We start from the raw sequence: 19,858 nt of genomic DNA, 5'->3' as shown, positions 1-19,858 counted from the left end.
CGCAAGCATCTGCAAGCCTACCTCGATGAGTTCGTCTTCCGCTTCAACCGCCGCCGCACCCGGCACGCAGCCTTTCGGTCCCTACTGGGCATCGTCACCACCAAAGGGCCCATCACCTACGATATGTTGATCGCGCCGGAAGCAAAGGGATAAGCCTTTTTGTTGTTACAATATTTTCAACGTTAGTGTCCGCATTATTTTTTTGCATTGTTTTTTTTATTATAATACGATTTCCAGAGAAGAGTTTCTATTCATTTTGTTGTCATTTTGGGCCGGAGATGCGGCGGGCGTCATAATGACCCTTCCCTTAATGTATCGGTTGCTTGAATACATTCGGAAATATGATTCCTTCGCGTTATTATTAATAATAAAAAGAAAGCCGCTTTCGTTCTATGGTTTTACCGCATTGGCGCCAGTCATTGGAGCAGCGTTGGGGTTTGGTGCAGCCCTTCTGGGTGGAACTGGTGGGAGCTACGGCTATGTCATCATCCTGCCAGTTATCTGGCTTGCCGCCCAGGAGGGCGTTTATGGGGGCCTCTTCGCGGCCATCGTCGCCAATGTCAGCTCTGTCCTGATCTACAGCCTCATCGGCAGTGGGTCCTATCCCGCCCTGGACCTTCAAGTCTTGTTTGCCGTCACGACGTTCATCGGCCTGACTGTCGGAGCCGCGTTCGACGAACTCCGCAGAACCGGAGAGGAGCGCAGAAAGGCCGAAATCGAACTGGTCAAACGGCGGATGCAGGAAGAAGAACTGCGTCACATGGCTTTCTTCGACTACGTGACTGGCCTGCCGAGCCGCCGACTGGTGATGGATCGGCTCGGGACGGCCGTGTCGGCGGCGCGGCGCAACGACACAATGATCGCCATCCTGTTCATTGACCTGGATGGTTTCAAGGCGGTCAACGATCACCTCGGCCATGACGCTGGCGACCACCTTTTGTGGCGCACAGGCACTCGGCTTCTCAGTTGCGTCCGGGAAACGGATACGGTTGGCAGGCTCGGTGGGGATGAGTTCATTGTGATCCTGACAGATCTTCACCACCGAGACGATGCCCTTCCTATGGCGCATAAGATCGTTGACGTGCTGGCCGACCAGATTGATGCCGATGGGACCATGCTGTCTGTCGGCGCCAGTGTCGGCATTTCTTTCTATCCGGAGTGCGGCCAGGACCCGGAATGCCTCGTCAAACGAGCAGACGCAGCAATGTACCGTGCCAAACATGGCGGCAAAGGCCGGTTCGCGCTCTGCGATGCCACCGATGGGGAGGCAGGCTGTTCTTCCCTTGGAGACCACCAACCGACCACCAGTCCGGTCGGGGACAGTGAGGCGAACCCCTGCCGCTGATCCGACGGCCCCTTTTGGAACCGCGCCGTTGCAAACTCCGAGGGACGGCGCCTGCCCGGCCCCCCGGACCTGCAAATCAATGAACACAGAACGAGATTTGGAAAATGGTGCCCGGGGCGAGACTCGAACTCGCATGGTGTTGCCACCGCCGGATTTTGAGTCCGGTGCGTCTACCAATTCCGCCACCCGGGCACGGGCGCGGGTGGGACGCCCTGCGCGTCCCAGACTGGTTATTGCAGGGGCGCGCGCGGGCGTCAATGCCGGGCGCGGGACTTGAACGGTTTCCTGCGGCGGGCGGCCTCACCCTTTGCGGAACACGACCGACAGGTTGTTGGCCGGCATGTCCACGGTCTCGGCCAGGGCGAGGCCATGGCGGGCGGCTTCGGCCGTCACCGCCTCCAGGTCGCGCACGCCCCAGGACGGGTCGCGGGCGCGCAGATCGGCGTCAAAGGCCGCGTTGCTGGGGGCGGTGTGGCGTCCCTCCCGCCGATACGGACCGTACAGATAGAGCACGCCGCCCGGCGGCAGCGCCGCGCCGGCGCCCGCCATCAGGGCCTCCGTCACCGCCCAGGGCGAAATGTGGATCAGGTTGACGGCCAGGATCGCCGAGACCCCGTCCGTCAGGGCCTCGGGCCAGGGGCGGGTGCGCACATCGAACAGCCGCACCGGCTCGACCGTGTCCGGTCCTTCGGCGGTCAGCAGGGCGGCGGCGTGACCGGCCATGGTGCGGTCGGCCTCGGTCGGGAGCCAGCGCCAGCCGGGCAGGGCGCCCGCCAGGAAGGCGGCGTGCTCGCCCGTGCCGCAGGCCACTTCCAGCATCGTGCCCGAGGGCGGCAGCGCGCGCGTCAGCACGTCCCGGATGGGGGCACGGTTGCGGGCCACGGCGGGCGAGCGGGGCGGCGGATCCTCAAGGCTGACGGCGACTTCGGGCGAGGCGGACGACACGACGGCGGCTCCTGGCTGAAACACGGGTGACACCCCGGTGACAAACGGCGGCGAGCGCCCGACCGGGGCGAACGGGACTTGCGGGGCCCGCACATGGATGCTTAAGTGACGCCGCGGGCGGACCCGGACAACCCTGCCGATGGAAAGCGTTTTTGCTCATGCTGGAAAATCTCCGCAAACTCCTGTTCGGCGATGACACGGCGGACCAGGCGAAACTCAAGCACGACGAAGTCCAGTACGCGGCGGCTCTGCTGTTGCTGGAGGCCGCCTCGATGGACGGTTCCGTCGATGCCCAGGAACACACCCGGATCCGCGAGCTGCTGGGCAAGCGGTTCGCGCTGTCGCGGGTGGATGCAGAACTGTTGATGGCCGATGCGTCCGCCGATCTGGACCGCCGGGTCGAGATCTACGGGCCGTCGCGCGTGCTCAAGGACGCCTTCGACTACGATCAGCGGATCGAGCTGCTTGAAATGCTCTGGGATGTCGTCTACGCCGACGGGGTCATGCATGACTACGAGGCCAACGTCATGCGCCGCCTGAGCGGTCTGCTGTATGTGGACGACCAGGACAGCGGCGCCGCGCGCAAACGCGTGATGCAGCGGCTGGGCCTGGACTAGCATGACCGGGCCCCGTCCGGCGGGGTCAGAGGGTCAGACAGGGCGGCCGGCGGACGGTTGGAGCCGCGGCCGCCGGATGGAAGTGGAGTTGGGGTCGCATGACATACGTCGTTACCGAAAATTGTATCAAGTGCAAATACCAGGACTGCGTGGAAGTGTGTCCGGTGGACTGCTTCTACGAGGGCGAGAACTTCCTCGTCATCAATCCTGACGAATGCATCGACTGCGGCGTTTGCGAGCCCGAATGCCCCGCCGAGGCCATCGTGCCGGACTCGGATGATCGGGCCGATGAGTGGCTTGAGGTCAACCGGGCCTTCTCGGAAAAGTGGCCGAACATCACCCGCAAGGGCGATCAACTGCCGGACTCCGACGAGTGGAAGGACAAGCCCGGCAAGAAGGAACTGCTGAGCGACAAGCCCGGCGTCGGCAATACCTGACGGGGCGGCTGCGGGACCCGGCGCGAGTCCACCCCGAGTCGGGGCTCGGCATCGGCGACGCGCGGGATCCCGCACCTGGACCCCGGATCCAGGTTATAAAGTTGACAGCCATGGCGAGTGTCAACGGGCCTGCTATTGCAAAGGCGGCGCGTGCCTGCCGATTTTTCGGGCAGACACGCGCCTCTGTCATTTATTGAACTTTTGTGTTATCCCATCTGCAACGTAAACCTCGGATGTTGTCAGAGGGTGCCATCGGGCATCCATGGGCAGTCCGGATCGGGGTCGTGTGAGGCGACGTCCGGCCTGCCGGACTCTCTTATTGTCCCGGGCCAGGCCGGCTTCGGGCAGGCGGGCTCCGGACGGGCGGTCATCGGCCGCACGCGGCCGGAACCGGACGGGAGGCCAACCGACCGGAGAGGCGACAGCACAGGCAGAAGCTTCGTGACAGGGAGTGGAACGGGGAGTTCGGTCGCGACCGTGGCCGGGCGGCGCAACGGATCGCGCCAGACAACGGGCCGTCGCCCACGCGGGGTCGGGACGGCGTGTTGTGCGCCAGGGCTGCCGGGGGGGCGGTTTTCCGCGGGCCGGGGTCCCTCACAGGGTATGATTTTCAAAAAGCGAGACAGTGAGACCATGACGAAAAAGGCGGCATTCTCCGTTGGCGATCATGTTGTGTATCCGACGCACGGGGTCGGACTGATCGAGGCCACCGAAACCCAGACGATCGGCGGCATGGAACTGGACCTTTATGTGATTTCGTTCGAGCGGGACCGCATGACCCTGCGGGTTCCGGTGGCCAAGGCGACCAAGTCGGGCCTGCGCAAGCTGTCGAGCAAGCAGGAAATGCAGACCGCGCTGAGCACCCTGAAGGGTCGGGCGCGCGTCAAGCGGACCATGTGGAGCCGGCGCGCGCAGGAATACGAACAGAAGATCAACTCCGGCGACCCGGTGTCCATCGCCGAAGTGGTGCGCGACCTGTTCCGGGGCGCGACCCAGCCGGAGCAGTCGTACTCCGAGCGTCAGATCTACGAACAGGCGCTGGAGCGTCTGGTCGGGGAGCTGGCGGCGATCGAGTCCATCGACGCCGACGCCGCGACCCAGAAGGTCGAGAAACTGCTGTCCGCGGCCTGATCCGGCGGCGCCCCGCGCCGTCCGTCAGAGCCGTGTCCCTCGCATCGCCGCGCCGTCTTCCCACGGCGCGGCGTGCCTGTCTGTGGAAGGGGCCCCGCGCGCCGGGCCGCGCCGCGCCTCCGTTTGCTCCTCGCCCGATCCGGAAGACCGACCGATGACCGCACCGTCCGTATCCCTCCCGCACCCGGGTCCCGGCGCCGATGCCGGCGACGATGCCGCTGCCGAAGCCCTGCGCGCCGCCGCCCGGGACAGCACGGCCTGGCCGTTCCAGGAAGCCCGCGCGCTGCTGGATGACCGCCTGAAAGGGGCCGTGCCGGACAAGGGATACGTGCTGTTCGAAACCGGCTACGGGCCGTCCGGCTTGCCGCACATCGGCACCTTCGGCGAGGTGGTCCGCACCACCATGGTGCGCCGCGCGTTTCAACTGCTGGCGCCGCACATCCCCACACGGCTGTTCGCGTTCTCCGACGACATGGACGGCCTGCGCAAGGTGCCGGACAACATCCCGAACCGGGAGATGGTGGCCGAGCACCTGGGCAAGCCGCTGACCCGCATCCCCGATCCTTTCGGCACGCACGAGAGCTTCGGGCACCACAACAACGCCCGCCTGCGGTCGTTCCTGGACTCGTTCGGCTTCGAGTATGAGTTCCAGTCGGCGACCGAGTGCTACACCTCGGGCCGGTTCGACACGGCCCTGCTGGCCGTGCTGCGGCACTACGACGCCGTCCGGAATGTGGTTCTGCCCACGCTGGGTGACGAGCGCCGCGCGACCTATTCCCCCTTCCTGCCGGTCTGCCGGAAGACGGGGCAGGTGCTGCAGGTGCCGGTCCTGGAAACCGATCCGGACGCCGGCACCCTGGTTTACGAAGACGCGGACGGCACCAAGGTGGAAACGCCGGTCACCGGCGGCCGCTGCAAGCTGCAATGGAAGGCCGACTGGGGCACGCGCTGGTACGCCCTCGGTGTGGACTACGAGATGTCGGGCAAGGACCTGATCGACAGCGTGCGGCTGTCCAGCCGGATCTGCACGGTGCTGGGCGGCACGCCGCCGGTCAACCTGACGTACGAACTGTTCCTGGACGACAAGGGGCAGAAGATCTCCAAGTCCAAGGGCAATGGCCTCGCTGTCGAGGACTGGTTGAAGTACGCCAACGCGGAAAGCCTAGCCCTGTTCATGTTCCAGAAGCCCCGGGCGGCCAAGAAGCTGCACTTCGACGTCATTCCGCGCAACGTGGATGACTACCTGACGTTCCTGGGCAAGTTTCCGGAGCAGCAGGGCAAGGATCGCCTCAACAACCCGGTCTGGCACATCCACGACGGCCAGCCCCCGCAGGAGGTGGCCCACCTGTCCTTCGGCATCCTGCTGAACCTGGCGAGCGTGTGCCACTCCGAGGACCCGGCGGTGCTGTGGCACTACATCGGCCGCTATGCGCCCGGGGCGACACCGGAGACGGCGCCGATCCTGGACGGGCTGGTTCGCCACGCCATCGCGTACTATCGGGATTTCGTGCTGCCGGCCAAGCAGTACCGGCCGGCGACCGCGGCCGAGGCGCGGGCGCTGGAAGCCCTGCGCGCCGCGTTGGCGGAGGCGCCGCCGGATGCGGAGCCGGAGGCGCTGCAGGCCATCGTCTATGAGGTCGGCAAGGCCCACGGCGAAACGTTCGGGGACCTGAAGGCGTGGTTCAAGGCGCTCTATCAGATCCTGCTGGGTCAGGATCAGGGGCCGCGCATGGGCTCGTTCATCGCCCTGTTCGGCCGCGCGGAGACCCTGGCGCTGCTGGACCGCGCCATCGCCGGCGAGGACTTGTCGGCTTGAGACTGGGGCTGTTCGGCGGGTGAGTTCGACTCACCCGCCGTTCGTGTCACGCCAGGGCGCCGACGGCGGCGTGCTGGTCGCGGGCGTCCATGGCGCGGCGGTTGTTGTCGGCGGCGTTGCGCAGCACGGCCTTGCGCACCTTCTCGAAGGCGCGGTTCTCGATCTGGCGCACCCGCTCGCGCGAGACGCCGTACTCGCGGCCCAGGTCTTCCAGAGTCTCCGGCTCGGCGGCCAGACGGCGGCGGCGGAACACGTCGCGCTCGCGGTCGTTCAGACCGTCCATCGCACCGTCCAGCAGGGCCATGCGGTAGCCGGACTCGGACTGCTCCATGATGATGGCTTCCTGGTTGGGGCGCTCATCCTCCAGCAGGTCCATCATCTCGATGTCGCCGTCTTCGCCCACGACGCGGTTCAGCGAGCCGTCCCGCGCCGCCATGCGCCGGCTCATGTTGGTGAGGTCCTTTTCGGACACGCCCAGTTCACCGGCGATCAGGGTGGTTTCTTCGGGCGACAGATCCTTGTTGTCCAGCAGGCCCAGCCGCGCCTTGATCTTGCGGAGGTTGTAGAACACCTTTTTGTGGGCCGAGAGGGTGCCGATCTTGACCAGCGACCAGCTATTCAGGATGTATTCGTGGATCGAGGCCTTGATCCACCACATGGCGTAGGTGGCCAGCCGGAAGCCCCTCTCCGGATCGAACTTCTTGACCGCCTGCATCATGCCCAGCGTGCCTTCCGACACGAGGTCGGCGACCGGCAGGCCGTAATGGCGGTAGCCCAGGGCGATCTTGGCCACAAGGCGCAGGTGGCTGGTCACCAGGGCGTGGGCGGCCTCCACGTCGTCATGGTCGTGGAACCGGCGGGCCAGCATGTATTCCTCTTCCGGGGACAGGATCGGAAACTGGCGGATCGTGCGCAGGTAGCGGTCCAGGCCACCGTCTTCGGAGACGGCGGGCAGGGACGGCATGGTGGCAAGGGCGTTGGACATTGGGGGTCCTCCTGGCATCTGGGCATCGTGTCGCCCGACTCGGCGCGCGGCCCGCTGGGGCGGCGGCGTGGCGGGGGACGGGGATGCCATGGGCTGTCTGGCAGAGTGTCCGGACCGGCCCCAGTGCGGGTGGTTGCGGGCGGTCCTGCATCGCACCGGCTGTGGCCCGTTACCGGAACGGGATGCACGCCCACGGGGTCCGTGGAGCGCGGCGCACGTCAGCGATGGTGCGGCAACGATGCCGGGGGACAGGGGGTGCGGCGGTCTTTCGCTCGGCACCCGGGCGGACTCCAGGGTCCGCGACACGGGACTTCATCAGCATCGGTCATCCTCCCACGAAGCGATGACGAGGCCACGGCTCCGGTCGGCCGCCGTGGCATCAGAAACGGTCGGACCCGCGAGTCGGCATCCGTCCAAATCAGAGTATAAGACTCCGGTGCTCCCCGTTCAAGGTGATCTCGCGGGTGCGGGATCGCGGTCCCGAACCGGACCCGTTCCCTGTATGCACGCGGCCTGTGGCGATCGCGGGGCAATCCCGAGGTGATGCGGGGGCGGCCCGCAGCGGCCCGAGGCGGGCGGCGTTGCCGGTGCCCGGACCGCCTGCTAGAACCCCGACACGATGGGATGCGCCCGCGGGTGGGCGCGGGCGGGGGAGGACACCAGCGGTGTTGCGCAAACTGTATGACTGGTCGATGGAGTTGGCGGAGACCCGGCACGCCTTGTGGGCGTTGGCGCTGATCTCCTTCCTGGAAAGCTCCATATTCCCGATTCCGCCGGACCTGCTGCTGATCCCGATGGTGCTGGCGCGGCCTGATCGGGCCTGGCTGATCGCCGGGGTGTGCACGGTGTCGAGCGTGCTGGGTGGATTCGCCGGCTACGCGGTCGGGTCCTTCCTCTATGAAGGCATCGGCGAACCCGTTCTGGCGTTTTACGGCTACCTGGACCGCTTCAACGACTTCCAGGGCATGTACAACGAATGGGGGGCCTGGATCGTGGCCGGCGCCGGCGTCACGCCCTTCCCCTACAAGGTCATCACCATCGCCAGCGGGGTCACGCAACTGGATCTGGGCGTGTTCGGCATCGCCTCGGTGCTGTCGCGCGGGCTGCGCTTCTTCGTCGTGGCGGCGCTGCTGTGGAAGTGGGGCACGCCCATGCGCGGCTTCATCGAACGCCGGCTGGGCCTGCTGGCCACGCTGGCCTTCGCCCTGCTGCTGGGCGGGTTCCTGCTGCTGAAGGTGCTGTAAACCCCGCCGCGGACAGGGCGCTGTCATCCGCGGCGGGGCTGTCTTCGGCTCAGAACCGTCCGGCCTGATAGTCCCGGATGGCCTGGTGGATCTCCGCCTCCGTGGTCATGACGAAGGGACCGCCCCGCGCCACGGGCTCGTCCAGGCGGCGGGCGTGCACCACCAGCGCCCGTGCGCCGTCCGGGCCGGCGTGCAGTGCCAGGTCCGTGCCGTTCGGCCCCAGCACACCCAGCCGGCCTGCCGCCAGAGAATCGCCGCCGATGGTGGCGGTCCCCTCCAGCATCAGCACGAAGGCCGCATGACCATCCGGGATCGGCTCGCGCAGCACGCCGCCCGCCGGCACCGTCACATCCAGGAACAGCGGGTCGGTCACCACGCCCTGCACGGGGCCGGCCGTCCCCTCGGATGTGGTCCCCGCCACCACCCGCAGGCGGGTGCCGTCGGCCCGGGTCTCCTCCGGGATGCTGGCGGCCGGAAACTCCCGATAGCCCGGGTCCTGCATCTTCAGATGGGCCGGCAGGTTCACCCAGAGCTGGATGCCCCACAGCAGCCCGTTTTCCTGCACCGGCATTTCGGAATGCACGATGCCCCGGCCGGCGGTCATCCACTGCACGCCGCCGGTCTCGATCACGCCGGCGTTGCCCAGGGTGTCGCGGTGCTCCACCCGGCCGGCCATCAGGTAGGTGACGGTCTCGAAGCCCCGGTGCGGGTGCGGCGGGAAGCCGGCGATGTAGTCGTGCGGGTTGTCCGAATGCAGCACGTCCAGCATCAGGAACGGGTCCAGCATGTCGAGCGCGCGGGTCCCGATCATGCGGGTCAGCTTGACGCCGGCGCCGTCCGAGGCGGCGACGCCGGGGACCACCCGCGCGAGGCGGCGCTCTGCGGGGGGCGCGGTCGGGGCGCGGGCGAGGGGATCCAGGGTCATCGATCTGTCCTCCGGGGGTGGGGCGATCAGGCGGCGTCGTCCAGGCGCAGCGAGGCCAGCGCGTCGCCCACGGTGGCGCGGGCGGCGGCGATGCGGTCGTCCTGCGCCGTCATGTGGCGATCGGCGGCGACCACCGAGACGTCGGTGATGCCCATGAAGCCCAGGATGTGCCGCAGATAGGGACTGGCGAAGTCGATGGCCGAGCCGGTCTCGGTGCCGCCGCTGGCCATGGCCAGAATGGCGCGCTTGCCCGTGAGCAGACCCTCCGGCCCCTCCGCCGTGTAGCGGAAGGTCTCGCGGGCGCGGGCCACCATGTCCACCCAGGCCTTCAGCACGGCCGGGGGCGCGAAGTTGTAGACCGGCAGACCGATCACGATCACGTCGGCGGCCTTCAGTTCCGCCACCAGCGTATCGGACACAGCCAGCGCGGCCCGCGCCTCCGCCGAGCGCTCGGCCGGGTCGGTGAAGTTGGCATGGATCCAGGCCTCGTCGAGCAGCGGCGGCGGGGTCGCGGCCAGATCGCGAACCGTGATGTCCAGGGGACCCGTCTCGCCGAGCGCCTGCATCACATGATCGGTCAGGTCCCGGGTGACGGAGCCGGTGGTGCGGGCGCTGGCGTCGATGCGCAGAACGGACAGGGGCGTGGCGCGGGTCATGGCGGCTCTCCTTGACGGTAGGGGGTGCGGCGGCGCCGCGTCTGCCCTCAATATGGCCGTTGCCGTCCTGAGGAAAAACCATCAGCCTGGAAACAGACTGTTCGCCCTGGCGCAACAAAGGAGGGGGCATGAGCCGCTTCGAAGAGATGGCGACGTTCGTCCGCGTCGTCGAGGCCGGGGGCATCACCGGGGCGGCCGCGCGCCTGAACATCGCCAAGTCCGCCGTCAGCCGCCGGTTGAGCGACCTGGAAGCGCGGCTGGGTGTCCAGCTTGTCGTGCGGACCACCCGCCGCCTGTCCCTGACGGAGACCGGCCGGGCCTTCCACGAGCGCTGCGTGCGGCTGCTGGCCGATCTGGAGGAGGCGGAGCAGGCGGTCTCGGCGGCCGAGGCGACCCTGGCGGGGACGCTGCGCATCGCGGCCCCGTTGACGTTCGGACTGCGCCACCTCAGTCCCGCCCTGTCCGCGTTCATGGCGGCGCATCCGGACATTGCCGTGGACCTGGACCTGAACGACCGCCCGGTCCATCTGGTGGAAGAGGGTTTCGATCTGGCGGTGCGGATCGGGCGCCTGTCGGATTCCAGCCTGATCGCGCGCCGGCTGGCCTCGGTCCGGCGGGTGGTGGTGGCCAGTCCGGCCTACTGGGATGCGCAGGGGCGCCCGGCGCGGCCGGCCAACCTGGCCGGGTACCGTCTGATGAGCTACGCAAACGTCCAGGACACCGAGACCTGGGGGTTCGTGCGGGCGGACGGGGGCGGCCTGGGGCGGCCCGAGACGCGGTTCCGGGTGAACAACGGCGACATGCTGGCGGATATGGCGGCGGCCGGGCTGGGCGTGGCGGTGCTGCCCACGTTCATCGTCAACGATGCCATTCTGTCGGGGGCGTTGGAGGTCGTGCTGCCCGAGGCGGTGCCCCAGCACCTCGACGCCTGGGTGGTCTATCCGCCGACCCGGCACCTGTCGCGGCGGGTGCGGGCCTTCATCGACTTCATCGCGGCCCGCTTCGGCGATCCGCCGTACTGGGACGACTGCCTGCGTGGTCTTCCGGTGCCGGCATCGTGACGCGCGGGCGGCCTTTACCGGCCGGGGCCGTCGCCCCATATCCCCCATTATGTCCATCCTGAAGATCGCCCGCATGGGGCACCCCGTCCTGGCCGCGCCGGCCGCGCCCGTCGCCGACCCCACCGCGCCGGCGGTGCGTCGGCTGCTGGCCGACATGGTGGAGACCCTGCGCGACATCGGCGGTGTCGGCCTCGCCGCGCCTCAGGTTCACGAGCCCTGGCGGGTGGTGATCTACGAGGTCCCGGCGGCCCGCAATGACGGCGAGGGTCTGCCGTTGCGCGCGCTCATCAACCCGGTGCTGGAGCCGCTGGACCCGGACGGCGCGGCCCTGGTGGAGGATTGGGAGGCCTGCCTCTCCCTGCCGGGCCTGACCGGGCGCGTGCCGCGTCACGCCGCCGTGCGCTTCCGGGGGCTGGACGCCGCGGGCCGCGCGGTGGACGGCGAGGCGCGCGGCTTCCATGCCCGCGTGCTCCAGCACGAGTGCGATCACCTGGACGGCGTTCTGTATCCGATGCGGATGCGGGACCTGTCCGCCTTCGGGTTCGTCGAGGCGATGCGCGCCCGTCCGGCATCCACCGGCGACGCCGCCGCGCGGGCCGGTTGACTCATCCGCCTCCGCCGGGGATTCGTAGCCTCACCAGTTTCCTGCCGCGATGCGAGGACCCACTATGACTGACCATGCCGAGCCTCATCCCGAAGACCATCCCGAAACGCCGGACGCGGCGGCGGGGGGCTTCGACACCATGACGGCGATCCGCGATGCCATCGTGGAACACGCCCTGATCCATGTGGCCTTCGACGGCTGGAGCCCCAAGACCCTGCGGGCCGCCGCCGTGGATGCGGGCTTCGAGGCGTCCCAGGGCGATCGAGCCTTCCTGGGCGGATCCATCGAGGCGGTGGCGCACTGGTGCGATCTGGCCGACCGGCGCATGGAACAGGCGCTGCACGAGGCCGATACCACCGGCCTGCGGCTGCACGAGCGCGTCGGGCTGGCCATCAAGCTGCGCCTGCAGATGTGGGACATGGACCGCGAGGCCGTGCGCCGCGCCGTCGCGCTGATGTCGCTGCCGGGCAACGCGCGCACGTCGCTGCGCTGCACCTACCGGACGGTGGACACCATCTGGTGGGCCGTGGGCGATACCTCCACGGACTTCAACTTCTACACCAAGCGCCTGCAACTGTCCGGGGTCTATTCGGCGACCCTGCTCTATTGGCTGGACGACTCTTCGGAGGAGTCCGAGGAGACCTGGTCCTTCCTGGGGCGCCGACTGAACGACATCGTGCGCCTGCACAAGGCGCGGGGCCGGGTGAAAAAGGGCCTGTCCAAGCTGCCCAACCCGCTGCGCGCGGCCCGCTCGGCGAGTGAGAAGGCGCAGCGTCTGGCCCGCAAGGCGCCCATGCCCCGCATGCGCACGCAGCGGCGGCCCCACCGCGCCTGATCCCGGGGGCTACGTCCGGCAGGGCAACGGGTTCATGTTGACATGACGGCATGGTCCGCGCTGTCGGAGCGGGCCTCTCGAGATCCCTCGTCTCGCTTCGCTCACTCGGGATGACACATAAAAATTATAGGGTGTCATCCTGAAGCCGCGAAGCGGCTGAAGGACCTTGAGCGCAGGTCTCCAACCCGCTGCAAGGACCTGGAAGAGCGATCCCGTTAACCTGAGCCTGTCGCCCTGCTACGTCCGGCGATGCCCTTGCCAGACGCGGCCGCCCCGCCTATAAGGCTCCCTCGCGCGCCGCCCGGCCGGGCTGGCGCGCGTTGGTCGTTGGCACCCCTGGAGGCCGGCGGCCGTCCGTGTATCAATCGGGGCGCCCAAGGGGCGCCGATCTGGAGTGATGAACAATGTCCGATATCAGCACGCTGCCGGTGCAGGGGCGCGAGCGGGCCGGTAAGGGCGCTGCCCGCGCGGTTCGCCGCGAGGGTCTGGTGCCCGGCGTCATTTATGGCGACAAGAAAGAGCCGGTCCTGGTCAAGATGGATCCGCGCCCGCTGTGGGCCGAACTGTACAAGGGCGGCTTCTACGCCCGTCAGTACAACCTGGAGATGGACGGCGAGACCCATCGCGTCATGGCCCAGGATGTCCAGTTCCACCCGGTGTCCGACGCCATCGTGCACGTGGATTTCCTGCGCATCAGCGCCACCTCGCGCGTGACCGCCGAAGTGCCCGTGCGCTTCCTGAACGACGAGCGCTGCCCGGGCCTGAAGAAGGGCGGCGTGCTGAACGTCGTGCGCCATGATATCGAGCTGGTCGGCACCCCGGACGCCATGCCGAACGTCCTGGAAATCGATCTGTCCGGCTTCGATGTGGGCGATTCGATCCACTTCAGCGCCATCCGGCTGCCCGCGGGCGTCTCGCCCACCATCACGGACCGCGACTTCACCATCGCGACCGTGACCGCGCCGTCCGGCATGCGGTCCGAGGCGGCCGAGAGCGAAACCGAGGAGGAGTGATCCTCCGGCCCGGCGGCGGGGCGCACCCCGCACCGTCGCCGGGGCCCGATCTTCCGCACCCCACCGCCGCCGGGAGAGCCGCGCCATGCTGCTGCTTGTCGGCCTGGGCAATCCGGGCGCCGAGTACGCGGGCCACCGCCACAACATCGGCTTCATGGCCGTGGACGCCATCGCGGCGCGCCACGGCTTCAGCCCGTTCCGCTCCAAGTTCCAGGGCCTGCTGTCCGACGGGCGTCTGGGCGGCGAGAAGGCCCTGATCCTTAAGCCCCAGACCTTCATGAACCTGTCCGGCCAGGCGGCCGGGCAGGCGGCGCGCTTCCACAAGCTGGAGCCGACCAACGTGGTCGTGTTCCACGACGAACTGGACCTGGCGCCCGGCAAGGTGAAGGTGAAGACCGGCGGCGGCGCGGCCGGTCACAACGGGTTGCGCTCGCTCGACAGCCACCTGGGCAACGCCTACCGCCGGGTGCGCCTGGGCATCGGCCATCCCGGCGACAAGGCCCGGGTGCACGGCTGGGTGCTCTCCAACTTCGCCAAGGCCGACCGCGACTGGCTGGATCCGCTGCTGGATGCCATCGCGGCCCGCGCCGACCTGCTCGCCGACGGGCGGGACTCCGATTTCATGAGCAAGGTCGCCCAGGACACCCGCCCGCCGAAGCCGGAGAAACCGGCAAAGCCGGAGCCGGCCAAAGGCGCGCCGGAGGCCAAGGACGACCCGCCGCCGAATGCGGATGGGGGCACGCCACCGGCGGGCAAACCGGACGCCCCGGCCGACCGTCGCCTCTCTCTGGCCGACGCCCTGCGGCACGCCATGGGCCGCGACCGCTGAGCGGCGCGCGCCGGGGCGCCGACCCGTGCCGCGGCAACGCGGTCATGTTTACACGACGGCGCCTTCCGCGCCGTCAGAGCGTGCCGCTCGAGATCCCGCGTCTCGCTTTGCTCGCTCGGGATGACAAAATAAAATTAATGGATGTCATCCTGAAGCCGCGAAGCGGCTGAAGGATCTCGGGCATGGGTCTCCAATCTGTTGCAAAGACCTGCAGGAACGGTCCCGTTACCCTGACCCCGTTGTCCTCCACCCGTACCGTAACACCTTGCCAGCCAGGGCCATTTCGTGCCAAGAACCGCCGCTTGATGGCGGACCCGGGGGGCGGGCCGCGGGACCAGGACGGGGTTCCGGGGTCGTCCATGCCGACGCGGACGCCGTCGTCGGATGCCGCGCAGGGTCGGGCGCGCCGGTCTCGCCGCGCCCCGTCATTCTGCCAAACCCCGCCGCTCGCCGAGAAGGAGCCCGGCCGTGTCATTGAAAGATTACCTGTTCACCTCCGAGTCCGTGTCCGAAGGTCACCCCGACAAGGTGTGCGACCGCATCTCCGACGCCGTCGTTGATGCGTTTCTCGCCGCCGATCCCCTGGCCCGCGTGGCCTGTGAGACGCTGACCACGACCAACCTGATCGTCCTCGCCGGCGAGGTGCGCGGGCCGGCCGAAGTGGCCGAGAACCGGGACCTGCTGGAGAAGGTGGCGCGGGAGGCCGTGCGGGACATCGGCTACGAGCAGGACGGCTTCCACTGGCAGACGGCCGACGTCAAGATCCACCTGCACAGCCAGTCCGTGGACATCGCCCAGGGTGTGGACGCCGCCGGCAACAAGGACGAGGGGGCGGGCGACCAGGGCATCATGTTCGGCTACGCCTGCGACGAGACCGACGAGCTGATGCCCGCTCCCATCGCGTTCTCGCACCGGATTCTGCGTTCGCTCGCGGCGGCCCGCAAGTCCGGCACCACCGGCATTCTGGGTCCGGACTCCAAGAGCCAGGTGACGCTGAAGTACGTGAACGGCAAGCCGGTCGGCGCCACCAGCGTGGTGGTCTCCACCCAGCACACCGACGCCGCGACCTCCGAGGAGGTCCGTGAACTGGTCCGCCAGCATGTGACGGGGGTTCTGCCCGAGGGCTGGATGTGCCCCGAGGACGAATTCTACGTGAACCCGACCGGGCGCTTCGTGATCGGGGGCCCGGACGGCGACTGCGGCCTGACCGGGCGCAAGATCATCGTGGACACCTACGGCGGTGCGGCCCCGCACGGCGGCGGCGCGTTCTCGGGCAAGGATCCGACCAAGGTGGACCGCTCGGCGGCTTATGCCGCGCGCTATCTGGCGAAGAACGTGGTCGGCGCCGGTCTGGCCACCAAGTGCACCATCCAGCTCTCCTACGCCATCGGCGTGTCCAAGCCGCTGTCGGTCTACGTGGACACCCACGGCACCGGGCAGGTGGACGAGAACAAGCTGGGCCTGGCCCTGCGCGAGGTCATGGACCTGTCGCCGCGCGGCATCCGCGAGCATCTGGGCCTGAGCCGTCCGATCTACGCGCGCACGGCCGCCTATGGCCACTTCGGCCGCACCCCGGAGGCCGACGGCGGCTTCTCGTGGGAGCGCGTCGATCTGGGGGACCGCCTGAAGACCGCGCTGGGGATGTAGTCCCGGTTCGCCGACCTTCAGGATCGACTGCCGAAAGGGCGGGAGGGGCAACTCTCCCGCCTTTTTTTGCGCGTCATCCCGAGCCGCCGGAGGCGGTGAGGGATCTCGGGAGGAGAAGGAACACGGCCCGGACCGTGCGCCTCTGCGCGAGATCCTTCGGTTGCTTCGCGCCCTCAGGATGACGGTGCTGTGGTCTTTGGATCCTGCGCAGCCCTGCGTTTCCGGGATGAGTTCCTCATCCTGCTCAACGAAAAGCCTGGCTCGGACGCTTCCGGAGTCCCGCCGATCCGGATGAAAAAAGTCCTTGGCGGCGCACGCCGTGACTGGCATCGGAACAAACATCGAACGGGGACACGTGTGTCCAGACCCCGCCGGCCCAACGGTCGGCGGGGTTTTTTCATGGGCACACGGGCCCGGCCGATCCCGGCCCGACCGGGCCGGCGCCGCGCAGCGGCGGAGGCCCCAAAACGGACACGTCCGTTTTGGGGCCGATCAATCCAGCAGTTCAAGGAGCACTGCCATGGGAGGCCTGTTCTCGCCGCCGTCCGTTCCGTCGCCCGCGCCCCCTCCGCCGCCGCCGCCACCGCCGCCGCCGCCGACGCCCGAACCGCCCCCGGCCCCGGAGCCGCCGCCGCCCGCGCCCGAACCGGACCCGGAGGCCGATGCGGCCGCCGCCGCCAAGGAAGAGGCCCGCGCCCGCCGGGAGCGCAGCGCGCGCGGCTGGCGGTCCACCGTGAACACCTCGTATCGGGGGGTGCTGGCCCCGGCCCGCTTCGCCGGCACGACCGGCACCAAGACCCTGCTGGGAGACTGACGGCATGACCGATCCGACCCATCCCGACCCCGGCGCGGGGCCGGAGGCGGACGGCGCGGGCGTCGCGGTGCTGCTGCGGCGCTATCGCCGGGCGCGGGCGCGCCGCCAGCGCTGGGAGGGCGCGTGGCGCGACTGCTACGACTTCGCCTTGCCCAGCCGGGAGTCCGCACTCGGCGGCGCGACCCCGGGCGGGGCCCGGGGTGACCGCCTGTTCGACGGCACCGCGCCGGATGCCGTGGACCAGCTCGCCGCCAGCATGCTGGCCCAGCTCACGCCGCCCTGGTCGCGCTGGTTCGACCTGTCGGCCGGCCCGGACCTGAGCCCCGAGGAGCGCGACCGCATGGCCCCGACCCTGGACCGGGCGTCGGAGGTGCTGCGGGCCCACTTCGCGGCCTCAAACTTCGCGGTCGAGATTCACCAGTGCTATCTGGATCTCGTGACCCTGGGCACGGCCTGTCTGGCGTTCGAGGAGGCCCCGCCCGGTGAGCCGGGCGCGTTCCGGTTCGCCGCCGTACCCATGGGCGACGTGGCCCTGGACGAAGGGCCGACCGGGCGGCTGGACACGGTGTTCCGCACCATCCGGCTGCCGGTCTCGGCGGTGCGGGCGCGCTGGCCGGCGGCCATCCTGCCGCCGGACCTGGAGACCCGGGCCGCGCGCGAGCCGGACCTTGAGGTGGCGGTTCTGGAATGCGTCGTCCCAGACGCGCGGGGGTACGGCTACACCGCCCTTCTCGCCGGCACGGGCGAGGCCGCCACCGCCTTGGGGGAGGGCACCGCGCCGGTCGGCGGCGATCCGCTGGTGCTGGCGACCGGGCATTTCGCCGTCTCGCCGTTCATCTGTTTCCGCTGGCTGAAGGCGCCCGGCGAGGCCTATGGCCGCTCGCCGGTCATGAAGGCGCTGCCGGACATCAAGACCGCCAACAAGGTGGTGGAACTGGTGCTCAAGAACGCCTCCATCGCCGTCACCGGCATCTGGCAGGCGGACGACGACGGTGTGCTGAACCCGGCCACCGTGCGGCTGGTGCCCGGCACCATCATCCCGAAGGCGGTGGGCTCGGCGGGTCTGACGCCGCTGCGCGCGGCCGGGGACTTCGATGTGTCGCAACTGGTGCTGGACGGCCTGCGCCAGCGCATTCGCGCGGCCCTGCTGGCGGACAAGCTGGGACAGCCGGACAGCCCGGCCATGACCGCGACCGAGGTGGTCCACCGCGCCGCCGACATGGCGCGGGTGCTGGGCGCCTCTTACGGTCGGTTGCAGTCGGAGCTGCTGGCGCCGCTGGTCCGGCGCGGGCTGGCGATCCTGCGCCGGCGGGGCGAGGTGCCGCCGATCCGCCTGGATGGGCGGCTGGTGGATCTGACCCATGCGTCGCCGCTGGCCCAGCAGCAGCGCATGAGCGATGCCCAGACGACGCTGACCTGGATCAACGCCGTCCGGGGGCTGGGCGAGGGCGGGGCGCGGGTGATCGACGACGAGGGTGCTGCGCGCTGGCTGGCCCGGACTCTCGGCGTGCCCGAGGCGGCCGTCCGGCCCGAGGGGGCGGCGGGGCCGCCGGGGCCTGCCGCGCCGATGCCCGGGCGGCCGCCCGCGCCCTCCGTCCCGGCCCCGGGGTCCGGGGCCCCCGACTGGGCGTCTCTCGCCCGCGCGCTGGGCGGGGTGCTGAGCGGGCCGCCTGCCGGCGGGGGAGGGACGCGCCATGACCCCTGATGCCGACCGCTGGCCGTTCGCCGGGGGTGGGGAGGCGGAGGCGGACCCGTCCCGCGAGGACCGGGCCGTGCTGGCCCGCGCCTGTGCCCGGCTGTTCGCGCATGACGACGGCCGACGCCTGCTTGCGCATCTGCACGCCCTGACCCTGGGGCGTCACCTGGGGCCGGAGTCCTCGGATGCGGCCCTGCGCCACCTGGAGGGACAACGGGCGCTGGTGGCCCACCTGACCCGCCTGATCGCCGAAGGCGGAGGCACGCCGGGTCCTTAGGCTGCATCTCCCCGGCCCGACCGGGCCGGCGCCGCGCAGCGGCGGAGCCTGACGGTCCGTCAGGACCGACAGGCGATCTTCCCAACAAGGAGACATCATCATGACCTTTGCTTTTCCGCCCGGCGTCGCCGGGCCGGCACCCGTTGGCCTGTCCGCGCCGATGCCCGCGCGCGCGCCCGCGACCGACCCCGGCGCCGCCAGTCCGGTGGCCCGCTTCGTCGATCCCGCCACCGGGGCGCTGGACGTGGCGGGGCTGATCGCCGCCTACGAGGACCTGTCCCGCCGGGTCTCCGGCATGGTCCCGCTGCCGGACCGCGATGCCGACGACGAGACCCGGGTGCGCTTCCGCCGCGCCATCGGCGTGCCGGACAGTCCCGACGCCTACCGCATCACGGTCAACCATCCGCGCCTCGCCGTCGATCCCGAGGTCAACCAGCGCCTGCACGAGGCCGCCTTCACCCCCGCGCAGGCGCAGCTTGTCTATGACCTCGCGGTCGAGCGGGTCATGCCGGTGATCGAGGCCATGGACGCCAGCCAACGCGCCGAAAGCGATCTGGCCGAACTGGTGCGCCATTTCGGCGGCGAGGAGCGCTGGGCCGAGATCAGCCGCCAGCTTTCCGCCTGGGGCAAGGCCCACCTGCCGGACGACATCTATCGCGCCCTCGCCTCGACCCGCGAAGGGGTGCTGGCGCTGTTCCGCATGATGGCCGAGGGCGAGCCGGGTCTGGTGCCGGGGGCCGAGGCCGGCGGGGCCGGCGGCGGCGCGCCCGGCGAGGAGGACGTGAAGGCCCTGATGCGCGACCCGCGCTACTGGAAGCACCGCGACCCCGCCGTGGTCCGGCGCGTCGCCGAGGGCTTCCGCCGCCTGTACCCGACCGGCGGGTAGGGCGCGGGACTCTCCCTTTTCCCGTCATCCTGAACCGCCGGAGGCGGCGAAGGATCTCGTGAGGGCGCGTGACCGGAGCCCGAGATTCTTCGGTC

The 19,858-nt window shown here is 69.3% G+C and carries 20 protein-coding genes, 1 tRNA gene and 1 pseudogene; 17 read left to right on the top strand and 5 right to left on the bottom strand.

Annotation, left to right across the window (positions count from 1 at the left end):
• Positions 1 to 153, top strand: a pseudogene (locus GHC57_RS03085) (IS1595 family transposase); the annotation flags it as partial.
• 142 nt (positions 154 to 295) lie between these two features.
• Positions 296 to 1,345 carry a diguanylate cyclase domain-containing protein gene (locus GHC57_RS03080; protein WP_153341035.1) on the top strand — a complete coding sequence of 350 codons (1,050 nt, stop codon included), beginning with the start codon at positions 296 to 298 and terminating at the stop codon, positions 1,343 to 1,345.
• Positions 1,346 to 1,450: 105 nt separating this feature from the next.
• Here GHC57_RS03080 and GHC57_RS03075 read toward each other — a convergent pair.
• Positions 1,451 to 1,537: transfer RNA gene (locus tag GHC57_RS03075), tRNA-Leu, on the bottom strand.
• Between the two features lie 108 nt (positions 1,538 to 1,645).
• Positions 1,646 to 2,290, bottom strand: a complete 645-nt coding sequence (locus GHC57_RS03070; protein ID WP_170294650.1) for a DUF938 domain-containing protein — start codon at positions 2,288 to 2,290, stop codon at positions 1,646 to 1,648.
• A gap of 158 nt (positions 2,291 to 2,448) precedes the next feature.
• On the opposite strand from GHC57_RS03070, the gene GHC57_RS03065 reads away from it, so the two are divergent.
• From GHC57_RS03065 to GHC57_RS03050, 4 genes are all read left to right on the top strand, one after another.
• The gene (locus GHC57_RS03065; RefSeq protein ID WP_153341033.1) at positions 2,449 to 2,907 is read left to right on the top strand and encodes a tellurite resistance TerB family protein; all 459 of its coding nucleotides are present in this window, start codon (positions 2,449 to 2,451) and stop codon (positions 2,905 to 2,907) included.
• 98 nt (positions 2,908 to 3,005) lie between these two features.
• A complete protein-coding gene (gene fdxA / locus GHC57_RS03060) occupies positions 3,006 to 3,344 on the top strand; it encodes a ferredoxin FdxA (RefSeq protein ID WP_153341031.1) in 339 nt (112 codons plus the stop codon).
• Between the two features lie 633 nt (positions 3,345 to 3,977).
• Entirely contained in the window at positions 3,978 to 4,475 is a 498-nt protein-coding gene (locus GHC57_RS03055) for a CarD family transcriptional regulator (RefSeq protein ID WP_153341029.1), read from the top strand.
• 154 nt (positions 4,476 to 4,629) lie between these two features.
• Entirely contained in the window at positions 4,630 to 6,291 is a 1,662-nt protein-coding gene (locus tag GHC57_RS03050; RefSeq protein WP_153341027.1) for a lysine--tRNA ligase, read from the top strand.
• A 46-nt stretch (positions 6,292 to 6,337) separates the two neighbouring features.
• Here the strand turns inward: GHC57_RS03050 and rpoH are convergent, their stop codons facing one another.
• The gene (rpoH, locus tag GHC57_RS03045; RefSeq protein ID WP_153341025.1) at positions 6,338 to 7,276 is read right to left on the bottom strand and encodes an RNA polymerase sigma factor RpoH; all 939 of its coding nucleotides are present in this window, start codon (positions 7,274 to 7,276) and stop codon (positions 6,338 to 6,340) included.
• Between the two features lie 665 nt (positions 7,277 to 7,941).
• Between rpoH and GHC57_RS03040 the strand changes: the two genes are divergently transcribed.
• Positions 7,942 to 8,520 carry a YqaA family protein gene (locus GHC57_RS03040; protein WP_170294649.1) on the top strand — a complete coding sequence of 193 codons (579 nt, stop codon included), beginning with the start codon at positions 7,942 to 7,944 and terminating at the stop codon, positions 8,518 to 8,520.
• Between the two features lie 49 nt (positions 8,521 to 8,569).
• On the opposite strand, the gene GHC57_RS03035 is transcribed toward GHC57_RS03040, so the two are convergent.
• Positions 8,570 to 9,445 carry a pirin family protein gene (locus GHC57_RS03035; RefSeq protein ID WP_153341023.1) on the bottom strand — a complete coding sequence of 292 codons (876 nt, stop codon included), beginning with the start codon at positions 9,443 to 9,445 and terminating at the stop codon, positions 8,570 to 8,572.
• A gap of 26 nt (positions 9,446 to 9,471) precedes the next feature.
• Positions 9,472 to 10,101, bottom strand: coding sequence for an FMN-dependent NADH-azoreductase (locus GHC57_RS03030; RefSeq protein WP_153341020.1), 630 nt, complete (start codon positions 10,099 to 10,101; stop codon positions 9,472 to 9,474).
• 128 nt (positions 10,102 to 10,229) lie between these two features.
• Here GHC57_RS03030 and GHC57_RS03025 point away from each other — a divergent pair, with 128 nt between their 5' ends.
• The 10 genes from GHC57_RS03025 (at position 10,230) to GHC57_RS02980 (ending at position 19,763) form a co-directional block, all read left to right on the top strand.
• The gene (locus tag GHC57_RS03025; protein WP_153341018.1) at positions 10,230 to 11,162 is read left to right on the top strand and encodes a LysR family transcriptional regulator; all 933 of its coding nucleotides are present in this window, start codon (positions 10,230 to 10,232) and stop codon (positions 11,160 to 11,162) included.
• A 49-nt stretch (positions 11,163 to 11,211) separates the two neighbouring features.
• Positions 11,212 to 11,766 (top strand): peptide deformylase, encoded by a 555-nt coding sequence (locus tag GHC57_RS03020; protein ID WP_153341016.1) that lies wholly within the window; start codon positions 11,212 to 11,214, stop codon positions 11,764 to 11,766.
• 64 nt (positions 11,767 to 11,830) lie between these two features.
• On the top strand, positions 11,831 to 12,601 hold the full coding sequence (locus GHC57_RS03015) for a COQ9 family protein (RefSeq protein WP_246152097.1): 771 nt from the start codon (positions 11,831 to 11,833) through the stop codon (positions 12,599 to 12,601).
• 404 nt (positions 12,602 to 13,005) lie between these two features.
• Positions 13,006 to 13,614: a 50S ribosomal protein L25/general stress protein Ctc gene (locus GHC57_RS03010; RefSeq protein WP_153341014.1), complete on the top strand. Its 609-nt coding sequence runs from the start codon at positions 13,006 to 13,008 to the stop codon at positions 13,612 to 13,614.
• Positions 13,615 to 13,699: 85 nt separating this feature from the next.
• Complete coding sequence (pth, locus tag GHC57_RS03005; protein ID WP_153341012.1) at positions 13,700 to 14,443, top strand: aminoacyl-tRNA hydrolase; 744 nt, start codon at positions 13,700 to 13,702, stop codon at positions 14,441 to 14,443.
• Positions 14,444 to 14,911: 468 nt separating this feature from the next.
• The gene (gene metK / locus GHC57_RS03000) at positions 14,912 to 16,090 is read left to right on the top strand and encodes a methionine adenosyltransferase (RefSeq protein ID WP_170294648.1); all 1,179 of its coding nucleotides are present in this window, start codon (positions 14,912 to 14,914) and stop codon (positions 16,088 to 16,090) included.
• 520 nt (positions 16,091 to 16,610) lie between these two features.
• Positions 16,611 to 16,904 (top strand): hypothetical protein, encoded by a 294-nt coding sequence (locus GHC57_RS02995; RefSeq protein WP_170294638.1) that lies wholly within the window; start codon positions 16,611 to 16,613, stop codon positions 16,902 to 16,904.
• 4 nt (positions 16,905 to 16,908) lie between these two features.
• Positions 16,909 to 18,609 (top strand): portal protein, encoded by a 1,701-nt coding sequence (locus GHC57_RS02990; protein WP_153341008.1) that lies wholly within the window; start codon positions 16,909 to 16,911, stop codon positions 18,607 to 18,609.
• Positions 18,599 to 18,877: a Bbp19 family protein gene (locus GHC57_RS02985; protein ID WP_153341006.1), complete on the top strand. Its 279-nt coding sequence runs from the start codon at positions 18,599 to 18,601 to the stop codon at positions 18,875 to 18,877. Before GHC57_RS02990 ends, GHC57_RS02985 begins: the two co-directional genes overlap by 11 nt.
• Before the next feature lie 100 nt (positions 18,878 to 18,977).
• Positions 18,978 to 19,763, top strand: a complete 786-nt coding sequence (locus GHC57_RS02980) for a capsid assembly protein (RefSeq protein ID WP_246152096.1) — start codon at positions 18,978 to 18,980, stop codon at positions 19,761 to 19,763.
• The last annotated feature ends 95 nt before the right edge of the window (positions 19,764 to 19,858 follow it).

Source organism: Roseospira navarrensis (genome assembly GCF_009601025.1).
GTDB classification, from domain to species: Bacteria; Pseudomonadota; Alphaproteobacteria; order Rhodospirillales; family Rhodospirillaceae; genus Rhodospira; species Rhodospira navarrensis.
This window is presented reverse-complemented; position numbering and strand designations above follow the sequence as displayed.